We start from the raw sequence: 23,774 nt of genomic DNA, 5'->3' as shown, positions 1-23,774 counted from the left end.
CGCATTAACAGGAGTTTTCATGAAAGCTGTTCGTTCCACGCTATTGATGGCCGCCGTTGTGTTGAGTGGCTGCGCCAGCAACGCCGGTTCCGGCGCTGACAGCAGCCAGCAGGTAAGCTGGTGGAATCCGCTGAGTTATCACTGGTCATCAACGCTGCCGTGGAACTGGTTTGGCTCCTCACTGACCGTGACTGAGCAGGGCGTGGGCGGCTTAACCGCTTCGACCGCCATGAACGAAAGCGCCATTAATGACGGACTGAATGGCGACTATAACCTGCGTCAGGGGATGCGCAGTCAGAACGGCCAGGTGGTTTCTTTCTGGCAGGCGCTGAAAGATGGCGAGGTCAAAGTGGTGGTGTACGGTCAGTCACAGCCAGAACGCATTGAAGTGATGGACAGCAATATTGTCAGCGCTGACGGCAGCAAAGTCGGCGATCTGTTCAGCAATAAATTCAGCAAAGCTTTCGATAACTGCACGCTGGCCAGCGGAACCGATAGCCGCGACGTCGCCTGCCGCGTGCCCGGCAGCCAGCATCTGACCTACGTTTACCACGGCGACTGGCACGGCCCGGCAGGCTTAATGCCTTCAGACGACACGCTGAAGAACTGGAAAATCAGCAAGATTGTCTGGCAGCGTTAAACCCGGCAGCGGCGCGCTGCCCGGCAGTCCGCCGCTGCCCTGCATGCTTACCTCAATCCCCCTGCGGACGCGACCTGTCGTCCGCCTCGTCTTTTGCTGAAAACTGCATAAACTTCGCCGTCGTCTTATGCTTTTTTCGACTTTGAAATCATCAAACGATATATAAAACCGTTACTGGTTTTCACACAGTTATAAATAAACTGGTACCTCAGCGGGTGAGATCCGCATCAAACTTTTTCAGGGTGCCAAATGACATTACAAGCGATGAAAAAAATCGTGAGCGGTATCGCCTTGTCGCTGAGCGTGGCCGGCGCAGCCCATGCTACTGAATTACTGAATAGCTCCTATGATGTGTCACGTGAGCTGTTTGTTGCCCTGAATGCGCCGTTCATTAAACAGTGGGATGCCAGCCATCCAGCCGATCCCCTGACCATTAAGATGTCACATGCCGGCTCGTCGAAGCAGGCACTGGCGATCCTGCAGGGGCTGCGCGCGGATGTGGTCACCTACAATCAGGTTACTGACGTGCAGGTGCTGCATGACAAAGGCAACCTGATTGCGGCCGACTGGAAAAACCGACTGCCGAACAGCAGTTCGCCGTTTTACTCCACCATGGCGTTCCTGGTGCGTAAGGGCAATCCAAAGCAGATTCATGACTGGTCAGATCTGGCCCGCAACGACGTGAAGCTGATTTTCCCTAATCCAAAAACCTCCGGTAATGGTCGTTATACCTACCTGGCTGCCTGGGGCGCTGCGGATAAAGCCGATGGCGGCGATCAGGCCAAAACCCGCGCCTTTATGACGCAGTTTCTGAAAAATGTTGAAGTGTTTGATACCGGCGGCCGTGGCGCGACCACCACTTTTGCCGAACGTGGCCTCGGCGATGTGTTGATCAGCTTTGAGTCGGAAGTTAACAACATCCGCAATCAGTACGGTAAAGACCAGTATGAAGTGGTGGTGCCGAAAACTGACATTCTGGCGGAGTTCCCGGTGGCGTGGGTAGATAAAAACGTCGCCCACAACAACACCACCGACGCGGCCAGCGCATACCTCAATTATCTCTACACCCCGGCAGCTCAGGCGATCATCACCCGTTATTACTATCGGGTGAACAATCCACAGCTGATGGCGGAGCAGAAAGATCGTTTCCCGCAAACCTCGCTGTTCCGGGTGGAAGAGGCCTTTGGCGGCTGGGATAAGGTCATGCAGACCCATTTTGCCAGCGGCGGTGAGCTCGACAAATTGTTAGCGGCGGGGCGTGGATAATGTTTGCAGCCAGCCAGAAACGCGTGTTGCCCGGCTTTGGTATCAGCCTGGGCACCAGTCTGCTGTTTACCTGTTTAATTCTGTTGCTGCCCATCAGTGCAGTGATCATGCAGCTGTCGCAGATGACACTGCAACAGTACTGGGATGTGGTCACCAATCCGCAGCTGATTGCCGCCTATAAGGTGACGCTGCTCTCTGCGGGCGTGGCTTCACTGTTTAACGCGGTGTTCGGCATGCTGATGGCGTGGATCCTCACCCGTTACCGTTTTCCTGGCCGCACGCTGCTGGATGGCCTGATGGATCTGCCGTTCGCCCTGCCGACGGCCGTAGCGGGGTTAACCCTCGCCGGCCTGTTTTCGGTCAACGGCTGGTATGGGCAGTGGTTCGCCCATTTTGATATCAAAATTTCCTACACCTGGATCGGTATCGCCATCGCGATGGCGTTCACCAGTATTCCGTTTGTGGTGCGAACCGTGCAGCCGGTGCTGGAAGAGTTAGGCCCGGAGTATGAAGAAGCTGCTGAAACCCTGGGCGCCACGCCGTGGCAGAGTTTCCGCCGCGTGGTACTGCCGGAGGTCGCGCCTGCGCTGCTGGCTGGCACCGCCTTGTCGTTTACCCGCAGCCTGGGAGAGTTTGGCGCGGTGATCTTCATTGCCGGCAACATCGCGTGGAAAACCGAAGTGACCTCACTGATGATTTTTGTCCGCCTGCAGGAGTTTGATTATCCGGCCGCCAGTGCTATCGCCTCGGTGATTCTGGCCGCCTCGTTGATTCTGTTGTTCGCGATTAACACACTACAGAGCCGCTTTGGCCGTCGTCTGGGAGGCCACTAATGGCAGAGGTTTCGCAACTTAATCATGCTGCCCGCCAGCCGGTAAACTGGGGCAAATGGCTGCTGATTGGTATCGGGACGCTGTTCTCGGTACTGCTGCTGGTGGTGCCGATGGCCTCGATCTTCTGGGAAGCACTGAACCAGGGATTGGGCGTAGCGCTCGGCAATCTGGCGGATGGCGACATGCTGCATGCGATCTGGCTGACGGTGCTGGTGGCGCTGATCACCGTGCCGGTCAATCTGGTGTTCGGTACGCTGCTGGCGTGGCTGGTGACGCGTTTTACCTTTCCGGGACGACAGCTGCTGCTGACGCTGTTTGATATTCCGTTTGCCGTCTCGCCGGTAGTGGCTGGCCTGATGTATCTGCTGTTCTGGGGCGTCAACGGCCCGGCTGGCGGCTGGCTGGATGCGCATAACATCCAGATTATGTTTGCCTGGCCCGGCATGGTGCTGGCGACGGTGTTTGTGACCTGTCCCTTTGTGGTGCGCGAGCTGGTGCCGGTGATGCTGAGCCAGGGCAGCCACGAAGATGAAGCAGCGGTGCTGCTGGGCGCTTCTGGCTGGCAGATGTTCCGTCGCGTCACGCTGCCGAATATCCGCTGGGCGCTGCTGTACGGCGTGGTGCTGACCAACGCCCGCGCGATTGGTGAATTTGGTGCGGTCTCGGTGGTATCGGGATCGATTCGCGGTGAGACCTATACCTTACCGCTTCAGGTTGAATTACTGCATCAGGACTACAACACCGTTGGCGCGTTTACCGCCGCCGCGCTGTTGACGCTGATGGCAATTGTTACGCTGTTTCTGAAAAGCATTGTGCAATGGCGCTTAGCGCATCAGCACAACCGCTTGCAACAGGAGGGAAATCATGAGCATTGAGATTAACAAGATCAACAAATCCTTTGGTCGCACGTCGGTGCTGAACGATATCTCTCTTGATATTGCCTCGGGCGAAATGGTGGCGCTGCTGGGCCCGTCTGGTTCGGGTAAAACTACGCTGCTGCGCATTATTGCCGGGCTGGAGCATCAGAACAGCGGCCAGATCCGTTTTCATAACCATGACGTCAGCCGGCTGCACGCCCGTGACCGTCAGGTGGGGTTTGTGTTTCAGCACTATGCGCTGTTCCGTCATATGACAGTGTTCGACAACATCGCCTTTGGCCTGACGGTGCTGCCGCGTCGTGAGCGTCCCTCCACGGCGGAAATCAAACAGCGCGTGACCCGTTTGCTGGAGATGGTACAGCTGGCGCACCTGGCGAATCGTTTTCCGGCTCAGCTGTCGGGCGGACAGAAGCAGCGTGTGGCGCTGGCGCGTGCGTTAGCGGTTGAACCACAAATCCTGCTGCTGGATGAGCCGTTTGGCGCGCTGGATGCGCAGGTGCGTAAAGAGCTGCGCCGCTGGCTGCGCCAGCTGCATGAAGAGCTGAAGTTTACCAGCGTGTTCGTCACCCATGACCAGGAAGAGGCGATGGAAGTAGCCGATCGGGTTGTGGTAATGAGCCAGGGCAATATTGAACAGGTCGGTACGCCCGATGACGTCTGGCGCGATCCGGCGACCCGCTTCGTGCTGGAGTTCCTTGGTGAAGTTAACCGCTTTGATGGCGAAATTCAGGGCTCACAGTTCCACGTTGGCGCGCATCACTGGCCGCTGGGCTACACCTCGGCGCATCAGGGCGCGGTAGAACTGTTCCTGCGGCCGTGGGAGATTGACGTTTCACGCCGAAGCAGTCTGGAAACGCCGCTGCCGGTTCAGGTGCTGGAGGTCAGTCCGCGCGGCCATTTCTGGCAGCTGGTAGTGCAACCCGCTGGCTGGCAGAGCGAACCGTTCTCACTGGTGTTCGAAGGCGAGCAGACAGCGCCAATTCGTGGCGAACGCCTGTTTGTTGGCCTGCAGCAGGCGCGCCTCTATCAGGGTGACACCCCGCTGCGCGCAGTTGCCTTTGCGCAGAGCGCCTGATATTTTCTCATCAACACCGGGCGGGAGTGTGACTCCCGCCTTTTTTTTGCCATTTTTCTTTTGCCTTACGCCAGGAACGACACCGTGACGACTCTCGAAGATACCATCGGCAATACCCCGCTGATTAAGCTGCAGCGCCTGACGCCCGCCAACGGCAGTGAGGTGTGGCTCAAGCTGGAAGGCAATAATCCGGCGGGATCGGTCAAGGATCGCGCGGCCTGGTCGATGATCAATCAGGCTGAGCTGCGCGGTGAAATTACTCCCGGCGATCAGCTGATTGAAGCCACCAGTGGCAACACCGGCATTGCGCTGGCGATGATCGCCGCGCTGAAAGGCTACCGGATGCGCCTGCTGATGCCGGATAACATGAGTCAGGAGCGGCAGGATGCGATGCGCGCATACGGCGCGGAACTGGTGCTGGTGTCGCGCGAGCAGGGGATGGAGGGCGCGCGCGACCTGGCGCAGGCGATGGCGGCGCGCGGTGAAGGCCGGGTGCTCGACCAGTTCAATAATCCGGATAACCCGCTGGGCCATTATCAGACCACCGGCCCCGAGTTATGGCAGCAGTCAAACCAGCGGATGACCCATTTTGTCTCCAGCATGGGCACCACCGGCACCATTACCGGCGTCGGACGTTACCTGAAAGAGCACAATACCGGGGTGCAGGTGATTGGTTTACAGCCCAGCGAGGGCAGCAGTATTCCGGGGATCCGCCGCTGGCCGCTGGCCTATCTGCCGGGCATTTACCGGCCCAATCTGGTTGATGACGTGATTGATATGTCACAACAGGAAGCGGAAGAGACGATGCGCGCGCTGGCGCGACGTGAAGGAATTTTCTGCGGCGTCAGCTCCGGCGGCGCGGTGGCGGGCGCCTTACGGATCGCCGCGGCCCATCCCGGCAGCGTGGTGGTGGCGATCGCCTGCGATCGCGGCGATCGTTATCTTTCGACCGGCCTCTATCAGTAACGTTATCTCTGCCTGAACCGGCCTGCGCGCGCGTCTTCGCTGCCCGCAGGCTTTTTTTTTGCGTGGCCTTATGCCGTCGGCAGTGCTAAATCTGTAAGGATCGCGTAAATCAGGCTGCGCCCTGCTCCGGCTCAGGACAAAATAGCGGCAATTTTGTACGAGAGATAAAAATGAAAATCCTGCTTGTTGATGATGATGTTGAATTAGGCACCATGTTAAGCCAGTACCTGATCGCTGAAGGGTTCGATGCGCAGCTGGTGTTAACCGGCAGCGCCGGGGTTCAGGGGGCGCTGTCCGGTCAATACACCGCAATGATTCTGGATATCATGCTGCCCGATATGAGCGGTATTGATGTGCTGCGTCAGGTGCGGCAGAACAGCCGCCTGCCGGTGATCATGCTGACCGCGAAAGGCGACAATATTGATCGGGTGATCGGCCTGGAGATGGGCGCGGATGATTACATGCCGAAACCCTGCTATCCGCGTGAACTGGTTGCCCGACTGCGGGCGGTGCTGCGTCGGTTTGAAGAGCAGGCGCCGCAACCGGACGCGAAAGAACCGCTGCGCTGGCGTGAGCTGACGCTCAATCCCGCTACCCGCATCACCGAATGGCAGGGCAAAGCCTTTGACCTGACCGCCTCGGAATTTAATCTGCTGGATCTGTTGCTGCGCGCGCCGGATCGGGTGGTATCGAAAGATGAGCTGTCGGAGAAGGGGCTCGGTCGTCCCCGTGAAGCCTATGACCGCAGCGTCGATGTTCATATCAGTAATATCCGCCAGAAGTTAAGCGCCTTAACCGCCGACAGCGTAAATATCGAAACCGTGCGCAGCATTGGTTACCGTATTCGATGAAGCAGAGTTACCGTGGACGGATGTTCTGGAAGATTCTGATCGGCTTCTGGGTCGTGTTCGTCATCATGAGCCAGTTAATCTGGCTGGGTTTTTCGCTCTCCGGTAAACGCCATGAGCCGCCTGAAATCGTCGCTATCCGGCGTACCGTCGATCTGCAAATGGCCTCTGCGGTTTCGGTGCTGGAGCGGGGCGGTCCCGCGGCGCTGGAGGATATGATGGCGGGCTGGGAGCCTAACGATCGCCAGTTTTTTACCGTGATACAGCATACGCGGCCAGCCGGGCAACCCAGCCTGCCCGAGCGGCTAAATCCGCCGTCTGAAGGCCGGATACCCGACCAGATCGTGCGCTGGGTACGTGGTGCAGACAACAAAGAGTATGAGCTGCGCTACAACATTAAAGGCATGCGGGAAGACAGCAGCATGAACATGATGCCGCGTAAATTCCTGAATATTCCCGAGCCGATGTTCGTGTTTGCCGGCTCGGTAGGGCTGCTGTTCAGCCTGCTGCTGGCCTGGAACCTGACGCGACCGATGCGTCAGTTACGCGAAGGCTTTTCCCGGGTCGCCGGGGGCGATTTGAGCGTACGGCTGTTCCCGATGATGCGTAAACGCCACGATGAGATTTCCAACGTGGCGGAAGCCTTTGATGCGATGGTTGAACGGCTGGAGACGCTGGTGCGGGCGCGAGAAGAGCTGCTGCATGATATCTCTCACGAGCTGCGCTCCCCGCTGGCGCGGCTGCAGCTGGCCACCGGGCTGGCGCGTCAGACGCCGGAAAGCGTCGGCAGTTCGCTCGATCGGATTGATGAAGAGGCGCGCCGGCTGGATAAGATGATCGGCGAGCTGCTCACCCTGTCGCGTGCTGAACATGAAAGCATTCCGGATGAGCAATATTTTGACCTGACCGGGTTAGTCGATGCGGTGGTCACTGATGTCCGCTATGAAGCGCAGATCCCAGACGTCAGGGTTGAATTTCTGGTAGATAACCAGGCCGACTATACGGTGCGCGGTAATGCGGAACTGATACGGCGTGGCGTCGAAAACGTGCTGCGCAATGCGCTGCGCTTTTCGCTGCCCGGTCAGCAGATTGAAGTACGCTTAAGCGCGGAACAGCAGTGGCTGGCGATTCGGGTACGGGATCAGGGGCCGGGTGTTGATGAAGAGAAGTTATCCAGCATTTTTGACCCGTTTGTGCGGGTCAATTCACCGCTGATGGGCAAAGGTTATGGCCTTGGGTTAGCTATTGTGCGCAAAGTAGTGCTGGCGCATCATGGCGAGGTCAAAGCGATTAATCGACCTGACGGCGGCCTGGAACTGACGCTGCGTTTACCGCGCTGGCAGCAGCCCTGAGCCTGGACGAGAGTCAGAAACAGTAACGGCACCCGAAGGTGCCGTTATGTTTAATCACTGACGCTTACTTTTTGATGCGAATCACCGGCGTTTCGCCAACGGTGACCTGGCCAGACAGCTTAATCAATTCCTTGATTTCATCCATGTTGGAGATGACAACCGGTGTCAGGGTTGATTTTGCTTTCTCTTCCAGCAGCGGTAAGTCGAACTCGATGACCACGTCGCCTTTTTTGACCTTCTGGCCTTCTTCAGCGATGCGTTTGAAGCCTTCACCTTTCAGTTCAACCGTATCGATGCCGAAGTGGACAAACAGCTCAATGCCGTTATCAGACTCGATTGAAAAAGCGTGGTTGGTTTCAAAAATCTTGCCGATAGTGCCATCAACCGGCGCGACCATTTTGTTGCCGCTTGGTTTGATCGCAATACCGTCGCCCACGATTTTCTCTGCAAACACCACATCTGGTACGTCTTCAATGTTCACGATTTCGCCTGACAGAGGCGCTACGATGTCAATTGTCCCAGCGCTATCTGTTTTTTCGCCAAAAAGTTTAGAAAACAAACCCATGATCTTCTCCTAAGCAGTAATTTGGGGCCAGCATCTCGCAGATTAGCAGAGCGTTTTTTCTTTGATGAATTTGTTAACCAGATTCATCAAATCATCCGCTGTCGGTTGAGCCAGTGCCTGCTCCGCCAATGCCTTCGCATCTTCGAAATTAGTATTACGAATGATTTTCTTGATGCCAGGGATAGAAATGGCACTCATGCTGAACTCGTCCAGCCCCATTCCCAGTAACAGTAGTGTAGCACGTTCATCACCTGCCAGCTCACCACACATGCCGGTCCATTTGCCTTCAGCGTGAGATGCATCAATGACTTGCTTGATTAAATTCAGCACTGACGGCGTCATTGGGTTGTACAGGTGCGAGATCAAATCATTACCACGATCGACCGCCAGAGTATACTGCGTCAGGTCGTTGGTCCCAATACTGAAGAAGTCGACTTCCTTCGCCAGATGGTGCGCGATGACGGCAGACGCCGGGGTTTCCACCATGATGCCGACTTCAATGCTCTCATCAAACGCTTTACCTTCTTCGCGCAGCTGGGCTTTCAACAGCTCCAGTTCCGCTTTCAGGCTGCGCACTTCTTCAACCGAAATAATCATCGGGAACATGATGCGCAGTTTGCCGAATGATGACGCGCGCAGGATGGCACGCAGCTGGGCATGCAAAATTTCTTTGCGGTCCATGGCGATACGAATCGCGCGCCAGCCGAGGAACGGGTTCTCTTCTTTCGGCAGGTTCATGTACGGCAGATCTTTGTCGCCGCCAATGTCCATGGTACGCACGATCACCGCCTGTGAACCCATCGCTTCAGCGACGGCTTTATAGGCCTGGAACTGCTCTTCTTCGCTTGGCAGCGAATCACGGTCCATGAACAGGAATTCAGTACGGTAGAGGCCAACACCTTCTGCGCCGTTGCGCTCAGCGCCAGCGATATCACGCACGGTACCGATGTTAGCGCACACTTCTACCTGATGGCCGTCCAGCGTCACCGCCGGCAGATCTTTCAGTTTGGCTAATTCATGTTTTTCAGACAGATACTGGGTCTGTACGGCTTTCAGCTCTTCCTGAATTGCTTCAGAAGGATTGACGTAAATGGTGTTATTAACGCCATCCAGAATCAGGAAATCGCCGTTTTTGATGGTGGCGGTGACGTTACCGGTTCCGACAATCGCCGGGATCTCAAGGGAACGCGCCATGATTGAGGTGTGCGAGGTGCGCCCGCCTAAATCAGTAATAAAGCCCAGCACCTTTTTCAGGTTCAGCTGTGCGGTTTCTGACGGCGTTAAATCTTTGGCCACCAGAATGGATTCGTCCTGAATTGCGCTCAGGTCAACGATATGCAGACCTAAAATGTTCTGCAGCAGACGCTTACCGATGTCACGCACGTCAGCCGCACGCTCTTTCAGGTATTCGTCATCTAACTCTTCCAGCGCTTTCGCTTGGCCATCGATAACAGAGTAGGCAGCGGCGTCAGCAGAGGCGTGATCTTTTTTGATCAGGTCGATGATTTCCTGCTCCAGCTCTTCATCTTCCAGCAACATGATGTGGCCTTCGAAGATGGCGGCTTTCTCTTCACCGAGGGTTTCACCCGCTTTGATGCGAATCGCTTCCAGTTGTACTGCCGCCTTGCTGCGGCCGTCGAGGAAGCGCTGAACTTCCTGCTCAACCTGGTCATCCGAAATCTTCTTGCGGTTGATGACGATCTCGTCTTCTTTCAGCAGCAGTGCTTTGCCGAAAGCGATACCTGGTGATGCTAAAATGCCTGAAATCATAACCTTACCTTTTAATCACGATGGCTGATTGGACTCTTTGCGGTGCCATTGTCGCGGGACACGTACTTTACGAAAGCAATAACGCGGACAGATTGTCCGCGATCAAGATGTTTGCACTCAATGGCGCAGAGGAGTCGATTTGCTGGAAAGCTGAGCGGAACTTATTCCAGTTCAGCCATCAGTTTGACCAGATGCTCAACTGCTTTTTGCTCGTCTTCACCTTCCGCGGAAAGGGTCACGACAGTCCCCTGGGTTAAACCCAGCGTCTGCAGTTTGAACAGGCTTTTTGCGCTCGCTGATTTACCGTTAGAGGTCACGGTAATTTCTGACTGGAAAGCTTTGGCTTCTTTAACGAATTGCGCAGCTGGGCGAGTGTGCAGACCGTTTGGTGCGGTAATGGTAACTTCTTGCTGGAACATTCTATTTCCCCAACGTTATCAGGATGAGTGTTTTGGATCTAAAGTCTAGCCTGGAGCCGTCACTTTAGCCTGTGTAGGTGCGCGGGTATAGCATCATGCTGGCTAACGACGCGCATGAATGAATTTTTCAATTCCGTTGCGTGTCAAAAACGATTCTACACGTCACCGGGTAATTATGCCGTTAATCGCCGTTTCGCCAAATCCGTAAATCGATTCAGCTTGATCCACTTCAAAGAGGGATTAATTTCAGGCATCGAAATAATTGGCAGTCTAAATACCAGAGCCGCGTCACTGAAATCAATCTGCAGGGTGGTAAAAGTGGGATCTGCACCACAAAAAAGCACCCAATCGGGTGCTTTTTTCGGCATTTTCAGACTATCAGCCGTTACTGCTGCAGCTCTTTTTCGGTGAACAGGTCGGCAAAAAGGGCGGTACTGAGGTAGCGTTCGCCGGAAGAGGGCAGGATCACCACAATGTTCTTATTGGCGAAAGCTTCATCTTCCTGCAGCTTCAGCGCCGCAGCGACTGCCGCGCCAGATGAAATACCGGCCAGAATACCTTCTTCTTCCATCAGCTGACGGGCAGTGCTGATGGCTTCTTCATTGCTGATGGCAATGACCCGATCGATCAGATTCAGATCAAGGTTGCCTGGAATAAAGCCGGCACCGATACCCTGAATTTTATGCGGGCCTGGTTTGATCTCATCGCCGGCCAGCGCCTGAGCAATCACCGGTGAGTCCGTCGGCTCAACGGCGACCGAGATCAAATCTTTTTTGCCTTTGGTGTTCTTGATGTAGCGGCTCACGCCGGTCAGCGTACCGCCGGTGCCGACGCCAGCAATAAACACGTCCACTTCACCGTCGGTATCTTCCCAGATTTCCGGGCCAGTAGTCTTTTCGTGGATTTCCGGGTTGGCCGGGTTGCTGAACTGCTGTAACAGCACATATTTATCCGGGTTACTGGCGACGATCTCTTCTGCTTTGGCGATCGCGCCTTTCATGCCTTTGGCACCTTCGGTCAGCACCAGCTGTGCGCCCAGCGCTTTCAGCAACTTACGACGCTCAACCGACATGGTCTCCGGCATGGTCAGCGTCAGTTTGTAACCGCGCGCCGCCGCCACATAGGCCAGCGCGATACCGGTGTTACCGCTGGTTGGTTCAACCAGTTCAACGCCCGGTTTCAGAATGCCGCGTTTCTCTGCGTCCCAAATCATATTGGCACCGATACGGCATTTCACGCTGAAGCTCGGGTTACGGGATTCAACTTTCGCAAGGATGCGGCCGTTACCGATACGGTTCAGTCGAACCAGTGGCGTATGACCAATTGTCAAAGAGTTGTCTTCATAGATCTTACTCATAGCCTGCCCTTAACTGTATGAATTATTGGGAACCCTCTGAGCATACCTGTTCTGCCTGGGTGCGGAAGGAAAGAAATCGCATATCTATATGTCAGCCGGCAATAAGCCTCGTTAAAAAGAGCATAAGGCCGGCTGAGAGGTCTAACGCAAACCGGGATGCGCCAGGTTCTGTCGATAGCGATCGACCCACATTGCCGTGGCACCGCAAACAGCAACCGGCATGATGGCGAGGTTCAGAATCGGAATCATGGTGAACAGACTAATCAGTGCGCCAAACTGCATGTTAGCGGTTTTGTGCTGTCGCAGGGCGTTGCGCATCTGCTGAAAAGGGACTTTATGGTTATCAAACGGATAGTCACAATATTGCACCGACAGCATCCAGGCGCTGAACAGGAACCACAGCACCGGCGCCACGGTCTGGCCGAAGCCGGGAATAAAGTAGAGCAGCAGCAGCCCGATGGCGCGCGGCAGGTAGTACCCCAGCTTTTGCAGCTCACGCTTCATGATGCGCGGCACATCCTTAATCAATCCAGCCCAACCGCTGTCGGGCAACGGCTTACCGGTAAGACGACCTTCGAGCTGCTCGGCCAGCAGTCCGCAGAAGGGCGCGGCAATCCAGTTCGCCAGCGTGGAGAAGAAGTAGCTAAACACCAGCACAATTGCAATCACCGACAGCGGCCACAGCAGATAGCTCAGCCACTGCAGCCAGTCCGGGATATGAGCCAGCAGGCGTGGGATCCAGTCGCCCAGCCGGTAAAATAGCCAGATAAACGCGCCGCCCAGCATTACGATGTTAATCAGCAGTGGCATCACCACAAAACGCCGGATGCCCGGTAAACGCACCAGTTTCCAGCCCTGGCTGAAATAGTGCACACCGTTAAAATTTGAGACCGATTTCTCACGGGCCATAAAGCCAATTCTCCTGAAGATGTTAAGCCGCGCCCACTATAACCTGGCTTTTTCTGCTGACCAGCTGCCGTTTGGGTAAAAAAACAGCGAAAAAGCGTGGGTCGCCTATCTTATTTGTCAGAAAATAGTGCACAGACTTGCACTTGTGTAGCAGGGCAAATACAGTTAGAGGATAAAGTTTGCCGCGGTGGCAAGGTATTGGAACAACAGAGAATACAATGATGCAGGATTTGCGTCTGATATTAATCGTTGTTGGCGCGATCGCCATTATAGCGCTCCTTCTTCACGGGCTGTGGACCAGCCGAAAAGAGCGCTCGTCAGTGTTCCGCGATCGCCCGCACAAACGTCTTAAACAACGTGATGAACATGATGAGCAGGACCTGATTGACGACGAGGACGACGGCGTCGGTGAGGTACGTGTACGCCCTGAGCGTCCGACTCATCAGGAACCGCGTTTCGATGAAGTTCGCGATTCACAGCCACAAGCGCCGCGTCAGCCTGCGGCCGCTGAGCCTGTGCGTCAGCCCGCGCCGCGACCTGCACCGCAGTCTGAACCTGAAAGCGATCCGCTGTTCGACACGGCACCGCAGCCTAAGCCGCAGCCGCGTCCTGAGCCGGTCCGCCAGCAGCAACCTGCGCCGACCTTTGTCGCGCCGCCGGTGCAGGCCGATCCGCTGCTCGATTTAGATCCGCTGGAGTCGGTACAGCCGGAACCGCAGTATCAGGCTGAGCCTGAGCCGCAGTCTGAGGTGGTTGCTGCGCCTGAAACCAAAGCGCCAGCAGAGAAGCCTAAAGAGGCGGTGCTGGTGCTGCATGTGGCCGCGCACTCCGGTGGCGAGCTGAACGGTGAAGCGCTGCTGCAGGGGATTCTGCAGGCTGGCTTCCAGTTTGGCGAAATGAACATTTTCCACCGTCATCTCAGCCCGGCAGGCAGCGGTCCGGTATTGTTTAGCCTGGCCAATATGGTTAAACCGGGTTCGTTCAATCCTGATCTGATGACTGATTTCAGCACGCCTGGCATCTCTATCTTTATGATGGTGCCTTCCTATGGGGATGCGAATCAGAACTTCAAGCTGATGTTACAGTCGGCGCAGCGTATCGCGGATGATGTCGGCGGTGTGGTGCTGGATGATGAGCGCCGCATGATGACACCACAGAAGCTGGAAACCTACAAAGCGCGCATTCGCGATGTGGTCGGCATCTGAGACCTGCGCTAACGGTTAACTGAATTGTCAAAACAAACCCCCGCCTGTCGGGGGTTTTTTATCTGATGGGGCTTTATGAAATCCGTCCAGGATCAAATCACCGAACTGCGCACAACGTTGCGTCATCATGAATATCTCTACCACGTTATGGATGCGCCGGAAGTACCGGATGCCGAATACGATCGTCTGATGCGTGAGCTGCGTGAGATGGAAGCGGCGCATCCCGAGCTGATCACTCCGGACTCGCCTACTCAGCGTGTCGGAGCTGCGCCGCTGACGGTGTTCGAGCAGGTGCGTCATGAAGTCCCGATGCTGTCGCTGGATAACGCTTTTGATGAAGCCACCTTTATGGCTTTCAACAAGCGGGTGCAGGATCGGCTGAAAAACAGCGATGACATCACCTACTGCTGCGAACTGAAACTGGATGGCCTGGCGGTCAGCCTGCTGTACGAAAACGGCCTGCTGGTGCGGGCGGCGACCCGCGGTGACGGTACTACCGGCGAGAATATTACCGCCAATGTCCGCACCATTCGCGCCATTCCGCTGCGGCTGAAGGGCGACAACATTCCGGCGCGACTGGAAGTGCGCGGCGAAGTGTTTATGACCCAGCGCGGCTTTGAAAAACTGAATGAAGAAGCACGGCGTACCGACGGCAAGGTGTTTGCCAACCCGCGTAATGCGGCGGCAGGCTCGCTGCGCCAGCTGGATCCGCGCATTACCGCTAAGCGCCCGCTGACCTTCTTCTGCTACGGTTTTGGCCTGCTGGAAGGCGGCGATATTCCACACAGCCACCTGGCGCGACTGCAACAGTTCAAAGCCTGGGGGCTGCCGGTCAGCGATCGGATCCGTCTGGCGCACAACGCAGAAGAGGCGCTGGCTTTTTATCGTGAGATTGAGCAGCAGCGGCCCACGCTCGGTTTTGATATCGACGGTGTGGTAATCAAAGTCGATTCGCAGGCGCTGCAGGAGCAGCTCGGCTTCGTGGCTCGCGCACCACGCTGGGCTATTGCTTTTAAGTTCCCGGCTCAGGAGCAGATGACCTGGGTGCGCGACGTCGAGTTTCAGGTCGGACGCACCGGCGCGATTACGCCGGTGGCGCGGCTCGAACCGGTTCAGGTGGCCGGCGTTATCGTCAGCAATGCCACGCTGCACAATGCCGATGAAATTGAGCGCCTCGGCTTGCGCATCGGCGATCGGGTGGTGATTCGCCGCGCGGGCGATGTCATTCCGCAGGTGGTTAATGTGGTAACGACGGAACGCCCCGATGACGCCCGTGAAGTGGTGTTTCCGCAACATTGTCCGGTCTGTGGGTCGGACGTTGAGCGGGTGGAAGGGGAGTCGGTCACGCGCTGCACCGGCGGGCTGATCTGTGGTGCCCAGCGCAAAGAAGCGCTGAAGCACTTTGTGTCGCGCCGGGCGATGGATGTGGACGGCATGGGCGATAAGATTATCGACCAGCTGGTGGAAAAAGAGTATGTCAAAACCCCGGCTGACCTGTTCCGCCTGACCGCCGGTGTGCTGACCGGCCTCGATCGTATGGGGCCGAAATCGGCGCAAAACGTGGTGGATGCGCTGCAAAAGGCGAAATCAACCACCCTGGCGCGCTTTCTCTATGCGCTCGGCATTCGCGAAGTCGGTGAAGCGACCGCCGCTAATCTGGCTAACCATTTTGGTGAACTGGAAAAAGTGATGGATGCCGATCTGGAGGCGCTGATTGCGGTGCCGGATGTCGGCAAAGTGGTGGCGACTCACGTGCGTAACTTCATGGAAGAGGAGAGTAACCGCGAGGTTATCCGTCAGCTGGTTGAGGAGATCGGCATTCACTGGCCAGCGGTGGTGGTGGTGAGAGCCGAGGAGATCGACAGTCCGTTTGCGGGTAAAACGGTGGTGCTAACCGGTTCGCTGTCGCAGATGAACCGTGATGATGCCAAAGCGCAGTTAATTGCGCTGGGCGCAAAGGTAAGCGGCAGCGTTTCGAAGAAAACCGATCTGCTGATTGCTGGTGAAGCGGCCGGTTCCAAGCTGGCAAAAGCGCAGGAGCTGGGGATTGAGGTGATCGATGAAGCGGAAATGATCCGTCTGCTGGGTGCCTGAGATGGAGAAACATCAGCTGGTGGCGATCGCCAATACCGCGATGCCCTTTGGTAAGTACAAAGGGCGGATGCTGATCGATCTGCCCGAGCCTTACCTGCTGTGGTTTGCCCGCAGCGGGGATTTTCCGTCAGGCCAGCTGGGTGATCTGATGCAACTGACGCTGGCAATCAAAATTGAAGGCCTTGAAGGGTTGGTTAAACCGCTTAAGGCCGGCAATTAATTCTGCCCGCGCTGGCGGGCAGTATCTCTACTTTTGCGACTCCATCACCGGCGCTTTAACCTGCTGCGCCTGCAGCTTCTCGCCACTCTTTTTGTAGCGCCCGGCGATAAATGAACAAACCATCAGCTGAACCTGATGGAAGATCATTAAGGGCAGCACAATCATCCCTACACTGCTGGCGGGAAACAGAATATTCGCCATCGGCACGCCGTTGGCCAGGCTCTTCTTCGAGCCACAAAAAAGCACCACAATTTCATCGGCACGTTTAAAGCGGAACAGACGTGATGCCAGCAGGTTGATCAGCAACACTGCGGTCAGCAGCAGTACGCATCCGGCCAGAATCCATAATAGCGTATCGACGCCGACGCGGTGCCAGATGCCGTTGATGACCGCTTCACTGAAGGCGGAATAAACCACCAGCAGAATGGAAGTCTGATCGGTTTTGCCAATCAGACTGCGATGTTTCTCCACCCAGGCACCAATCCAGCGGCGCGAGAGATGACCCAGCACAAAAGGCACCAGCAGCTGCAGCATAATCTTACCGATTTGCTCCAGGCCATCTGATGGCGCATTGCTGTGCACATCCATCACCAGATTAACCAGCAGCGGGGAGATAAATACCCCCAACAGGCTCGACGCTGAGGCGCTACAGACCGCCGCTGCGACGTTACCGCCCGCCATTGAGGTGAAGGCGATGGCTGATTGCACCGTCGCAGGCAGAATGCAGAGGTAGATAAAGCCGGTATAGATTTCGGGGCCGACATTCACCGGATGCCACCAGACCAGCAGCAGACCGAGCAGCGGGAACAGCACAAAGGTACTGAACATAATCCACAGATGCAGCTGCCAGTGACTGCTGCCGGCGATGATCTTTTCACGTGATAACTTGGCACCGTGCATGAAAAACAGCAGGGCGATGGCGGCAGTGGTCAGATAGCTAAAGATATCGACGAAAATGCCTTTTGCAGGCAGGAAAGACGCCAGCAACACGGTGATGATGAGTTTGACCATCATCGGATCGAGCCGTAAAAATCCCATTGTTAAAATCCGGTTAAATATTGAATAGCAATGATTGTGCGCGAAGCGGGTTTAGAAATAAAATTGATTTATTGAATTAATCTATGAGCTGAATCGATGAATTATACCCTACGACAGTTGCGAACCTTTATCGCGGTGGCGCATTACGGCGGATTCAGTCAGGCCGGGCAGGCGATCGGTCTGAGTCAGTCGGCGGTCAGCCACAGCATAAAAGAGCTGGAGGCGGAGACCGGCGTACGCCTGCTGGACCGCACCACGCGGGAAGTGATGCTGACTGAAGCCGGACAGCAACTGGCGTCGCGCATGGAGCGATTGCTGGAAGAGATCAACACCACGCTACTGGATATCCGCAGCTATGGCGAGCAGCGTAGCGGCACGGTGCGGCTGGCGGCCAGCCAGACGATTTCAGCTCATCTGATGCCACAATGCCTGGCGGCCAGTCAGCACCATTTTCCCGATATCAAAGTGATCCTCCACGATCGCGCCCAGCAGTGGGTATTGCAAAGCGTGCGCAACGCCGAGGTCGATTTTGGCATTATCATCGGTCCGCTCAGTGATACCGATTTCGATTGCCTCGCCATTCTGGATGAGCCGTTTCTTTTATTGTGCCGTGATGACGATCCGCTGGCGCTGGTGGAACAGGCGCAGTGGTCGATGCTGGCGGGGCGCACTATGGTGCTGCAGGATTACGCTTCAGGCAGTCGGGTATTGATTGATGCAGCGATGCAGCAACAGCAGATTCAGGTCGACGTGGTGCAGGATATTGGTCATCCCGCCACGCTGTTCCCGATGGTCGATGCGGGGATCGGTATCAGCATTCTGCCGGCGCTGGCCTTACCGCTGCCGGCCGGGCGGGCGCTGACGGTGAGACGTTTGTACCCGGAGATAAATCGCAGCCTGATGCTGATTAAGCGCAAAAATCGCTCGCTGACGCCAGCGGCCGAAGCGATCTGGCAAGAGGTGCGCCAGCAGGCCGCGCTGCTGGCGCAACAACGGGCGGTCAATCCGCCGTTTTAGATATAGACATCGAGCTGGTGGTTGTCGGTTGGACGGTTGACGCCGTCCGCCTTGATTTCGCCTGGCAGTTTGCTGTCATCACTTTTCTGCTCAGCCTGTTCGGCTTGCTTCTGCTCTAACTGCGCAATCTGCGCTTCCAGCATGGTGATTTGCGACTCATACATCTGCTGCATCTCAGCTTTCTGTTTGTCAGACAGATCGTGATTGCCGGACAGGTCTTTCAGTTGCTTAGTGATGTTCTGGATCTGTTTGCTCAGTGCGGCCACCTGCGCCGCGACACTGCCGCCGCCGCTGTCACTGCTACTGGCTGCACTGCTTAAAACGCCCGATATAGATGACATCATTTTCTCCCTGCAAATAGTTAATATAAATATCGGCCTGCGGAAAAATGTCTTGAGAAGAAAAATGTTAAGAAGGCGAAAAGAACGGCGAGGAGAGATTGTCTGCGCCGTTAAGGCGGATGTGGCACGTTTGGCACCGGAGCCTGAAAACGAAAAAAGCGCCTTAAAGGCGCTTTATTCTGAATTGGTGGGTCGTGCAGGATAAGCCGTGGCCCGTCCGGGGCCACGCCCTGCGGGTGATGCTGTCGCATCAGCCTGAACCGCTCCCGGCGATTCAGTCGAACCTGCGCAGGTTCTCATCCGGCACGTTCAACTCTGGGCAGCAGAAACGAAAAAGCGCCTTAAAGGCGCTTTATTCTGAATGGGTGGGTCGTGCAGGATAAGCCGTGGCCCATCCGGGGCCACGCCCTGCGGGTGATGCTGTCGCATCAGCCTGAATCGCTCCCGGCGATTCAGTCGAACCTGCGGCAGGTTCTCATCCGGCACGTTCAACTCTGGGCAGCAGAAACGAAGAAAGCGCCTTAAAGGCGCTTTCTTCTGAATTGGTGGGTCGTGCAGGATAAGCCGTGGCCCGTCCGGGGCCACGCCCTGCGGGTGATGCTGCCGCATCAGCCTGAACCGCTCCCGGCGATTCAGTCGAACCTGCGGCAGGTTCTCATCCGGCACGTTTAACTCCGTGCTGCAGAAACGAAAAAAGCGCCTTAAAGGCGCTTTCTTCTGAATTGGTGGGTCGTGCAGGATTCGAACCTGCGACCAATTGATTAAAAGTCAACTGCTCTACCAACTGAGCTAACGACCCGAAGTGGTGGGTGATGACGGGTTCGAACCGCCGACCCCCTCCTTGTAAGGGAGATGCTCTACCAACTGAGCTAATCACCCACTTCGTACTGCTTAACAGGCGTGTATCACACTAAGATATGGTGGGTGATGACGGGCTCGAACCGCCGACCCCCTCCTTGTAAGGGAGATGCTCTACCAACTGAGCTAATCACCCATATCTTATATCCTGTTCACTGCGGGCCACCTTTTAGAGTGGTGGGTGATGACGGGTTCGAACCGCCGACCCCCTCCTTGTAAGGGAGATGCTCTACCAACTGAGCTAATCACCCCCGCTGTGTGGAGTCGCATTATAGGGATAGTTGATTTTGAGTCAACGCTTTTTAAAACATAAATGTGCGTTCGGTTTATTTTTAAACATCCTGTCGCGCTTTTAGTCAATGTGCTGGTTTTACTGGCAGAAAAGCCCCTTTTAGCCGGGCGCAGGCAACGGGCACGCATTGAGGATTCACCGCCAGATGCTAGAATGTGGCCACTGTTTTCGCGTCTAACCTGTTTTTTGTCATCCAGACAGAGAACCTGCGCATCTAAGGCAATACTCAATGAAAATCAAAACTCGCTTCGCGCCCAGTCCTACCGGCTATTTACATGTAGGCGGCGCCCGTACCGCACTCTATTCCTGGCTCTTCGCCCGCCACAATCAGGGCGAGTTTGTGCTGCGTATTGAAGACACCGATCTGGAGCGCTCTACGCCAGAGGCCATCGAAGCCATCATGGATGGTATGAACTGGCTGAGCCTCGACTGGAATGAAGGCCCGTATTACCAGACTAAACGCTTCGATCGCTACAACGCGGTGATTGATGAGATGCTGGCAGCGGGCACAGCCTATAAATGTTACTGCTCGAAAGAACGTCTCGAGGCCCTGCGTGAACAGCAGATGGCAAACGGCGAAAAGCCGCGTTACGACGGTCGCTGCCGTGACAGTCACGATCATCATGCAGCCGATGAGCCTTGCGTGGTGCGTTTTCGCAACCCGCAGGACGGTTCGGTCATTTTTGATGACCAGATCCGCGGTCCGATTGAATTCAGCAACCAGGAGCTGGATGATCTGATCATCCGCCGCACCGACGGTTCACCAACCTATAACTTCTGCGTAGTGGTTGATGACTGGGATATGGGCATCACGCACGTCATTCGTGGCGAAGACCATATCAACAACACCCCGCGCCAGATCAACATCCTGAAAGCGATTGGCGCTCAGGTGCCGGTCTATGCCCACGTGTCGATGATCCTCGGCGACGATGGCAAGAAACTGTCCAAGCGTCACGGTGCCGTTGGTGTTATGCAGTATCGTGATGATGGTTATCTGCCGGAAGCGCTGCTGAACTACCTGGTTCGCCTCGGCTGGTCACATGGCGATCAGGAGATCTTTAGCGTTGCTGAGATGACTGAGCTGTTTACGCTGGATGCGGTCAGCAAGTCTGCCAGTGCCTTTAATACCGAAAAGCTGCAGTGGCTGAATCACCATTACATTAATGCGCTGCCGCCAGAATATGTTGCGACGCATCTGCAATGGCATATTGAACAGCAGAAAATTGATACCCGTACCGGTCCGGAACTGGCGAAGCTAGTGGGTTTGCTGGGTGAACGTTGTAAGACGCTGAAAGAGATGGCGGCTTCCTGCCGTTATTTCTATGAAGACTTTAATGAGTTTGATGCCGATGCTGCGAAGAAACATCTTCGTCCGGTTGCACGTCAGCCGCTGGAAGTGGTGCGTGATAAGCTGGCGGCCATCAGCGACTGGACAGCAGAAAACGTTCATCAGGCGATTCAGAGCACCGCAGATGAGCTGGAAGTCGGAATGGGTAAAGTCGGTATGCCGCTGCGTGTGGCGGTGACCGGTGCCGGTCAGTCACCGGGTCTGGACGTGACCGTTGAAGCGATTGGCCGTAGCCGCAGCGTCGCGCGCATCGAGCAGGCGCTGGCCTTTATCAGTGAGCGCGAAGCGCAGGCCTGAATAAACAAGCCGGAAGCAGCACGCTTCCGGTTTTTTTTACTCTTCATTAATCCCCAGCCGCTGCAATACGCCTTTAATCCCTTCACGTAATATTAATGCCGTGAACTGATCCTGCTCTGCCTGACTCATTTGCTGGACGGAACTTATTAATAACGCAGGCAATGAATGAGGGGCTGTGCCATAGGTCGCTGAGGTTTCATTCAGGTTGCGCGTTGCCTGGATAAAACTTTTAACACGCTCATCAATATGGATCAGGCGAGCCTTACCGCCTTGTACACCGGGCTTTGGCGTGGTGGTCCAGTTTTCCCGCTTGATCCACTTATTCACCGTTTGTCGACTGTAACCCGTTTCTGCCGCTAACTCTTCGGGAGTGAGCCATTCCTTTTTCACAGTGCTGTCCCTGTTAAATACATTAGCACTACATATTACAGCAAAACGTAACGGGTGAAAGTAACTGAAGGTGAAATTGCCTTTTGCCACTCGACAAAAGGCAAAAAATCATTTATTGCACGCTGCTGGCAGGTTCAACAGCAGGGCGGAAGGCGAGGAAGTAGGCCAGACCGACGAAAACGGCACCGCCGACGCCATTACCTAAAAATACCGCGACAAAGTTAGGGAAGTACTCTGCCCAGCTCATCTGACCGGCGAAAATAGCGGCCGGAATGATGAACATATTGGCCACCACGTGCTGGAAGCCAATGGCGACGAAGGCCATCACCGGGAACCACATGCCGAAAATTTTGCCGACCACATCTTTACTGGCAAACGCCAGCCACACCGCCAGACAGACCAGCCAGTTACAGCCTACGCCGGAAATGAAGGCGTGCAGAAAATCGGCGTGCACTTTCGCTGAGGCGATGGCGACAGTCTTCTTCAGGTAATCCCCTTCGGTCATGCCCAGCATGTGGCCAAAGAACCAGGCCACCGCGACGCTGCCGAGAAAGTTAGCCAGCGTCACCCAAAACCAGTTACGCGCGACGCTGAAAAACGAGATACGACGGGCAAACCAGGCTACCGGTAAGGTCATCATATTGCCGGTCAGCAGCTCTCCGCCCGCCAGTACCGTCAGAATGAGTCCGACCGGAAAGACCGCCGCGCCCAACAGGCCGCCGAACGAGCCCCAGTCGGCAGGCAGGGAATTAATGACATGCAGATCCAGCAGGAAGCCGGTGGCAATAAAAGCGCCGGCCATAAAGCCGAGGATCAGAAGAATGCTGATCGGCGCGCGGCTTTTGGCCACGCCTGCCTGGATCGCCAGTTGGGCGATTTCTTTTGGTGTATGCAGTGACATAGTATCTCAATAGTTTTTTTGATTAATGGGACGGTAAACGCCTGGTGGACGCGCGGCCGGCGGGAGAGGGGTCCGGTGACCGCTTAATTAGCGCGCTAAGTTTTGCATGCGAAAAAGACGAAGACAAGAAAATTCCCATAACATATTTAACCGTGATTTAACCTGGCCGCCGTCTGAATAACAGAAAAAAAACGCTCAGGCAGTTACCGCTGCGGTTCTGGCGCTGGCATGCTGCTGAAACCGCTCAGGTTGCCGTCTTTTTCAGCGATCAAACACAGAATGTGATTTTGCCGTTGACACCCTGGAGGGGGTTTCATATTATGCCGTCCGTCGCTTAACACGACAGTTTTTCGGTTCGGGGCTATAGCTCAGCTGGGAGAGCGCCTGCATGGCATGCAGGAGGTCAGCGGTTCGATCCCGCTTAGCTCCACCAAACTTCTTCCCAAAAGTTTGGTACTGAAAAACAATTCCAGATGTGGGGGTATAGCTCAGCTGGGAGAGCGCTTGCATGGCATGCAAGAGGTCAGCGGTTCGATCCCGCTTATCTCCACCATTTTCTGACAATTCTCTGTCAAATTCGCCTTTCTGATTTCGACTTCTCGCTTAACCGCGCCAACGCGTCACGTCTGACGTTTACCCGCCGATTATCCCGTATCTGAACCTTCTGTTGTCAATCGCCGAACTCATCACGCTCACACGCTCACACGCTGCTGTGCGGCGATAGCGCTATTCGTTGTCTGTCACGACGATTAGGCTCTGGCGCGCTGCTGTGCTGGTTGTGCCGCGCTGAGCGATTGCTAATGCGCAGCCTCAGCATGTTGCTGAGCCGTGACGACAGGAAGCAGAAGCAGGAAGAAGCAGGAAGGGCAGAAAGACAGAAGAGAAGGGCGAGACC

23 protein-coding genes and 6 tRNA genes are annotated in these 23,774 nt (G+C 55.6%); 15 read left to right on the top strand and 14 right to left on the bottom strand.

Translation table 11 applies throughout. From position 1 onward, the window contains the following. Positions 1-19: 19 nt before the first annotated feature. The 8 genes from AC6I8I_RS13880 to AC6I8I_RS13845 all read left to right on the top strand — a co-directional run bounded on the left by AC6I8I_RS13880 (position 20) and on the right by AC6I8I_RS13845 (position 7,858). Positions 20-640, top strand: coding sequence for an RpoE-regulated lipoprotein (locus tag AC6I8I_RS13880; RefSeq protein WP_312055013.1), 621 nt, complete (start codon positions 20-22; stop codon positions 638-640). 249 nt (positions 641-889) lie between these two features. Continuing rightward, complete coding sequence (locus AC6I8I_RS13875; RefSeq protein ID WP_312055011.1) at positions 890-1,906, top strand: sulfate ABC transporter substrate-binding protein; 1,017 nt, start codon at positions 890-892, stop codon at positions 1,904-1,906. Further along, on the top strand, positions 1,906-2,739 hold the full coding sequence (gene cysT, locus AC6I8I_RS13870; protein ID WP_159861163.1) for a sulfate/thiosulfate ABC transporter permease CysT: 834 nt from the start codon (positions 1,906-1,908) through the stop codon (positions 2,737-2,739). The genes AC6I8I_RS13875 and cysT overlap by 1 nt, the downstream gene beginning before the upstream one ends. Further along, the gene (gene cysW, locus AC6I8I_RS13865; protein WP_312055008.1) at positions 2,739-3,614 is read left to right on the top strand and encodes a sulfate/thiosulfate ABC transporter permease CysW; all 876 of its coding nucleotides are present in this window, start codon (positions 2,739-2,741) and stop codon (positions 3,612-3,614) included. Before cysT ends, cysW begins: the two co-directional genes overlap by 1 nt. Then, entirely contained in the window at positions 3,604-4,692 is a 1,089-nt protein-coding gene (gene cysA, locus AC6I8I_RS13860) for a sulfate/thiosulfate ABC transporter ATP-binding protein CysA (protein WP_312055006.1), read from the top strand. The genes cysW and cysA overlap by 11 nt, the downstream gene beginning before the upstream one ends. An 84-nt stretch (positions 4,693-4,776) precedes the next feature. After that, positions 4,777-5,658 (top strand): cysteine synthase CysM, encoded by an 882-nt coding sequence (gene cysM, locus AC6I8I_RS13855; protein WP_312055004.1) that lies wholly within the window; start codon positions 4,777-4,779, stop codon positions 5,656-5,658. A gap of 170 nt (positions 5,659-5,828) precedes the next feature. Further along, a complete protein-coding gene (locus AC6I8I_RS13850; RefSeq protein ID WP_312055002.1) occupies positions 5,829-6,509 on the top strand; it encodes a response regulator transcription factor in 681 nt (226 codons plus the stop codon). Continuing rightward, the gene (locus AC6I8I_RS13845) at positions 6,506-7,858 is read left to right on the top strand and encodes an ATP-binding protein (protein ID WP_312055000.1); all 1,353 of its coding nucleotides are present in this window, start codon (positions 6,506-6,508) and stop codon (positions 7,856-7,858) included. Before AC6I8I_RS13850 ends, AC6I8I_RS13845 begins: the two co-directional genes overlap by 4 nt. A 64-nt stretch (positions 7,859-7,922) precedes the next feature. Here the strand turns inward: AC6I8I_RS13845 and crr are convergent, their stop codons facing one another. The 6 genes from crr to cysZ all read right to left on the bottom strand — a co-directional run bounded on the left by crr (position 7,923) and on the right by cysZ (position 12,878). Further along, positions 7,923-8,423, bottom strand: a complete 501-nt coding sequence (gene crr / locus AC6I8I_RS13840) for a PTS glucose transporter subunit IIA (protein WP_069728735.1) — start codon at positions 8,421-8,423, stop codon at positions 7,923-7,925. A 42-nt stretch (positions 8,424-8,465) separates the two neighbouring features. Beyond that, the gene (ptsI, locus tag AC6I8I_RS13835; RefSeq protein ID WP_312054998.1) at positions 8,466-10,193 is read right to left on the bottom strand and encodes a phosphoenolpyruvate-protein phosphotransferase PtsI; all 1,728 of its coding nucleotides are present in this window, start codon (positions 10,191-10,193) and stop codon (positions 8,466-8,468) included. Positions 10,194-10,354: 161 nt separating this feature from the next. Further along, positions 10,355-10,612 (bottom strand): phosphocarrier protein Hpr, encoded by a 258-nt coding sequence (gene ptsH / locus AC6I8I_RS13830; protein WP_003848868.1) that lies wholly within the window; start codon positions 10,610-10,612, stop codon positions 10,355-10,357. Between the two features lie 173 nt (positions 10,613-10,785). Continuing rightward, positions 10,786-10,980 (bottom strand): hypothetical protein, encoded by a 195-nt coding sequence (locus tag AC6I8I_RS13825; protein WP_497827977.1) that lies wholly within the window; start codon positions 10,978-10,980, stop codon positions 10,786-10,788. A gap of 17 nt (positions 10,981-10,997) precedes the next feature. Further along, on the bottom strand, positions 10,998-11,969 hold the full coding sequence (cysK, locus tag AC6I8I_RS13820) for a cysteine synthase A (protein WP_031375859.1): 972 nt from the start codon (positions 11,967-11,969) through the stop codon (positions 10,998-11,000). Between the two features lie 141 nt (positions 11,970-12,110). Next, entirely contained in the window at positions 12,111-12,878 is a 768-nt protein-coding gene (gene cysZ / locus AC6I8I_RS13815; RefSeq protein ID WP_312054996.1) for a sulfate transporter CysZ, read from the bottom strand. Between the two features lie 218 nt (positions 12,879-13,096). Here cysZ and zipA point away from each other — a divergent pair, with 218 nt between their 5' ends. The 3 genes from zipA to AC6I8I_RS13800 all read left to right on the top strand — a co-directional run bounded on the left by zipA (position 13,097) and on the right by AC6I8I_RS13800 (position 16,397). Beyond that, complete coding sequence (gene zipA / locus AC6I8I_RS13810; protein ID WP_312054994.1) at positions 13,097-14,083, top strand: cell division protein ZipA; 987 nt, start codon at positions 13,097-13,099, stop codon at positions 14,081-14,083. 75 nt (positions 14,084-14,158) lie between these two features. Continuing rightward, positions 14,159-16,177, top strand: coding sequence for an NAD-dependent DNA ligase LigA (ligA, locus tag AC6I8I_RS13805; RefSeq protein WP_497827976.1), 2,019 nt, complete (start codon positions 14,159-14,161; stop codon positions 16,175-16,177). A 1-nt stretch (position 16,178) separates the two neighbouring features. Continuing rightward, entirely contained in the window at positions 16,179-16,397 is a 219-nt protein-coding gene (locus AC6I8I_RS13800) for a DUF3820 family protein (RefSeq protein ID WP_031375863.1), read from the top strand. Positions 16,398-16,424: 27 nt separating this feature from the next. Here the strand turns inward: AC6I8I_RS13800 and AC6I8I_RS13795 are convergent, their stop codons facing one another. Next, entirely contained in the window at positions 16,425-17,435 is a 1,011-nt protein-coding gene (locus tag AC6I8I_RS13795; protein WP_031375864.1) for a bile acid:sodium symporter family protein, read from the bottom strand. Positions 17,436-17,531: 96 nt separating this feature from the next. On the opposite strand from AC6I8I_RS13795, the gene AC6I8I_RS13790 reads away from it, so the two are divergent. Beyond that, positions 17,532-18,452 carry a LysR family transcriptional regulator gene (locus AC6I8I_RS13790; RefSeq protein WP_312054990.1) on the top strand — a complete coding sequence of 307 codons (921 nt, stop codon included), beginning with the start codon at positions 17,532-17,534 and terminating at the stop codon, positions 18,450-18,452. On the opposite strand, the gene AC6I8I_RS13785 is transcribed toward AC6I8I_RS13790, so the two are convergent. The 5 genes from AC6I8I_RS13785 to AC6I8I_RS13765 form a co-directional block, all read right to left on the bottom strand. After that, complete coding sequence (locus AC6I8I_RS13785) at positions 18,449-18,793, bottom strand: FlxA-like family protein (protein ID WP_312055196.1); 345 nt, start codon at positions 18,791-18,793, stop codon at positions 18,449-18,451. The genes AC6I8I_RS13790 and AC6I8I_RS13785 overlap by 4 nt on opposite strands. Before the next feature lie 723 nt (positions 18,794-19,516). Then, positions 19,517-19,592: transfer RNA gene (locus AC6I8I_RS13780), tRNA-Lys, on the bottom strand. A 4-nt stretch (positions 19,593-19,596) separates the two neighbouring features. After that, a tRNA-Val gene (locus tag AC6I8I_RS13775) sits at positions 19,597-19,672 on the bottom strand. A gap of 39 nt (positions 19,673-19,711) precedes the next feature. Next, a tRNA-Val gene (locus tag AC6I8I_RS13770) sits at positions 19,712-19,787 on the bottom strand. 39 nt (positions 19,788-19,826) lie between these two features. Beyond that, positions 19,827-19,902 (bottom strand) — tRNA-Val (locus tag AC6I8I_RS13765). Between the two features lie 270 nt (positions 19,903-20,172). Between AC6I8I_RS13765 and gltX the strand changes: the two genes are divergently transcribed. Beyond that, complete coding sequence (gene gltX, locus AC6I8I_RS13760) at positions 20,173-21,588, top strand: glutamate--tRNA ligase (RefSeq protein ID WP_312057433.1); 1,416 nt, start codon at positions 20,173-20,175, stop codon at positions 21,586-21,588. Positions 21,589-21,624: 36 nt separating this feature from the next. Here the strand turns inward: gltX and AC6I8I_RS13755 are convergent, their stop codons facing one another. Beyond that, complete coding sequence (locus AC6I8I_RS13755; RefSeq protein WP_312057431.1) at positions 21,625-21,978, bottom strand: YfeC-like transcriptional regulator; 354 nt, start codon at positions 21,976-21,978, stop codon at positions 21,625-21,627. Between the two features lie 112 nt (positions 21,979-22,090). After that, complete coding sequence (locus tag AC6I8I_RS13750) at positions 22,091-22,879, bottom strand: formate/nitrite transporter family protein (protein ID WP_312057429.1); 789 nt, start codon at positions 22,877-22,879, stop codon at positions 22,091-22,093. A 357-nt stretch (positions 22,880-23,236) separates the two neighbouring features. On the opposite strand from AC6I8I_RS13750, the gene AC6I8I_RS13745 reads away from it, so the two are divergent. Together AC6I8I_RS13745 and AC6I8I_RS13740 are read left to right on the top strand one after the other, a co-directional pair. Then, a tRNA-Ala gene (locus AC6I8I_RS13745) sits at positions 23,237-23,312 on the top strand. Positions 23,313-23,356: 44 nt separating this feature from the next. Continuing rightward, positions 23,357-23,432, top strand: a tRNA-Ala gene (locus AC6I8I_RS13740). Positions 23,433-23,774: the final 342 nt, after the last annotated feature.

The sequence above is a fragment of the Pantoea sp. X-Soil-YNGN-775 genome, assembly GCF_059730575.1.
This window is presented reverse-complemented; position numbering and strand designations above follow the sequence as displayed.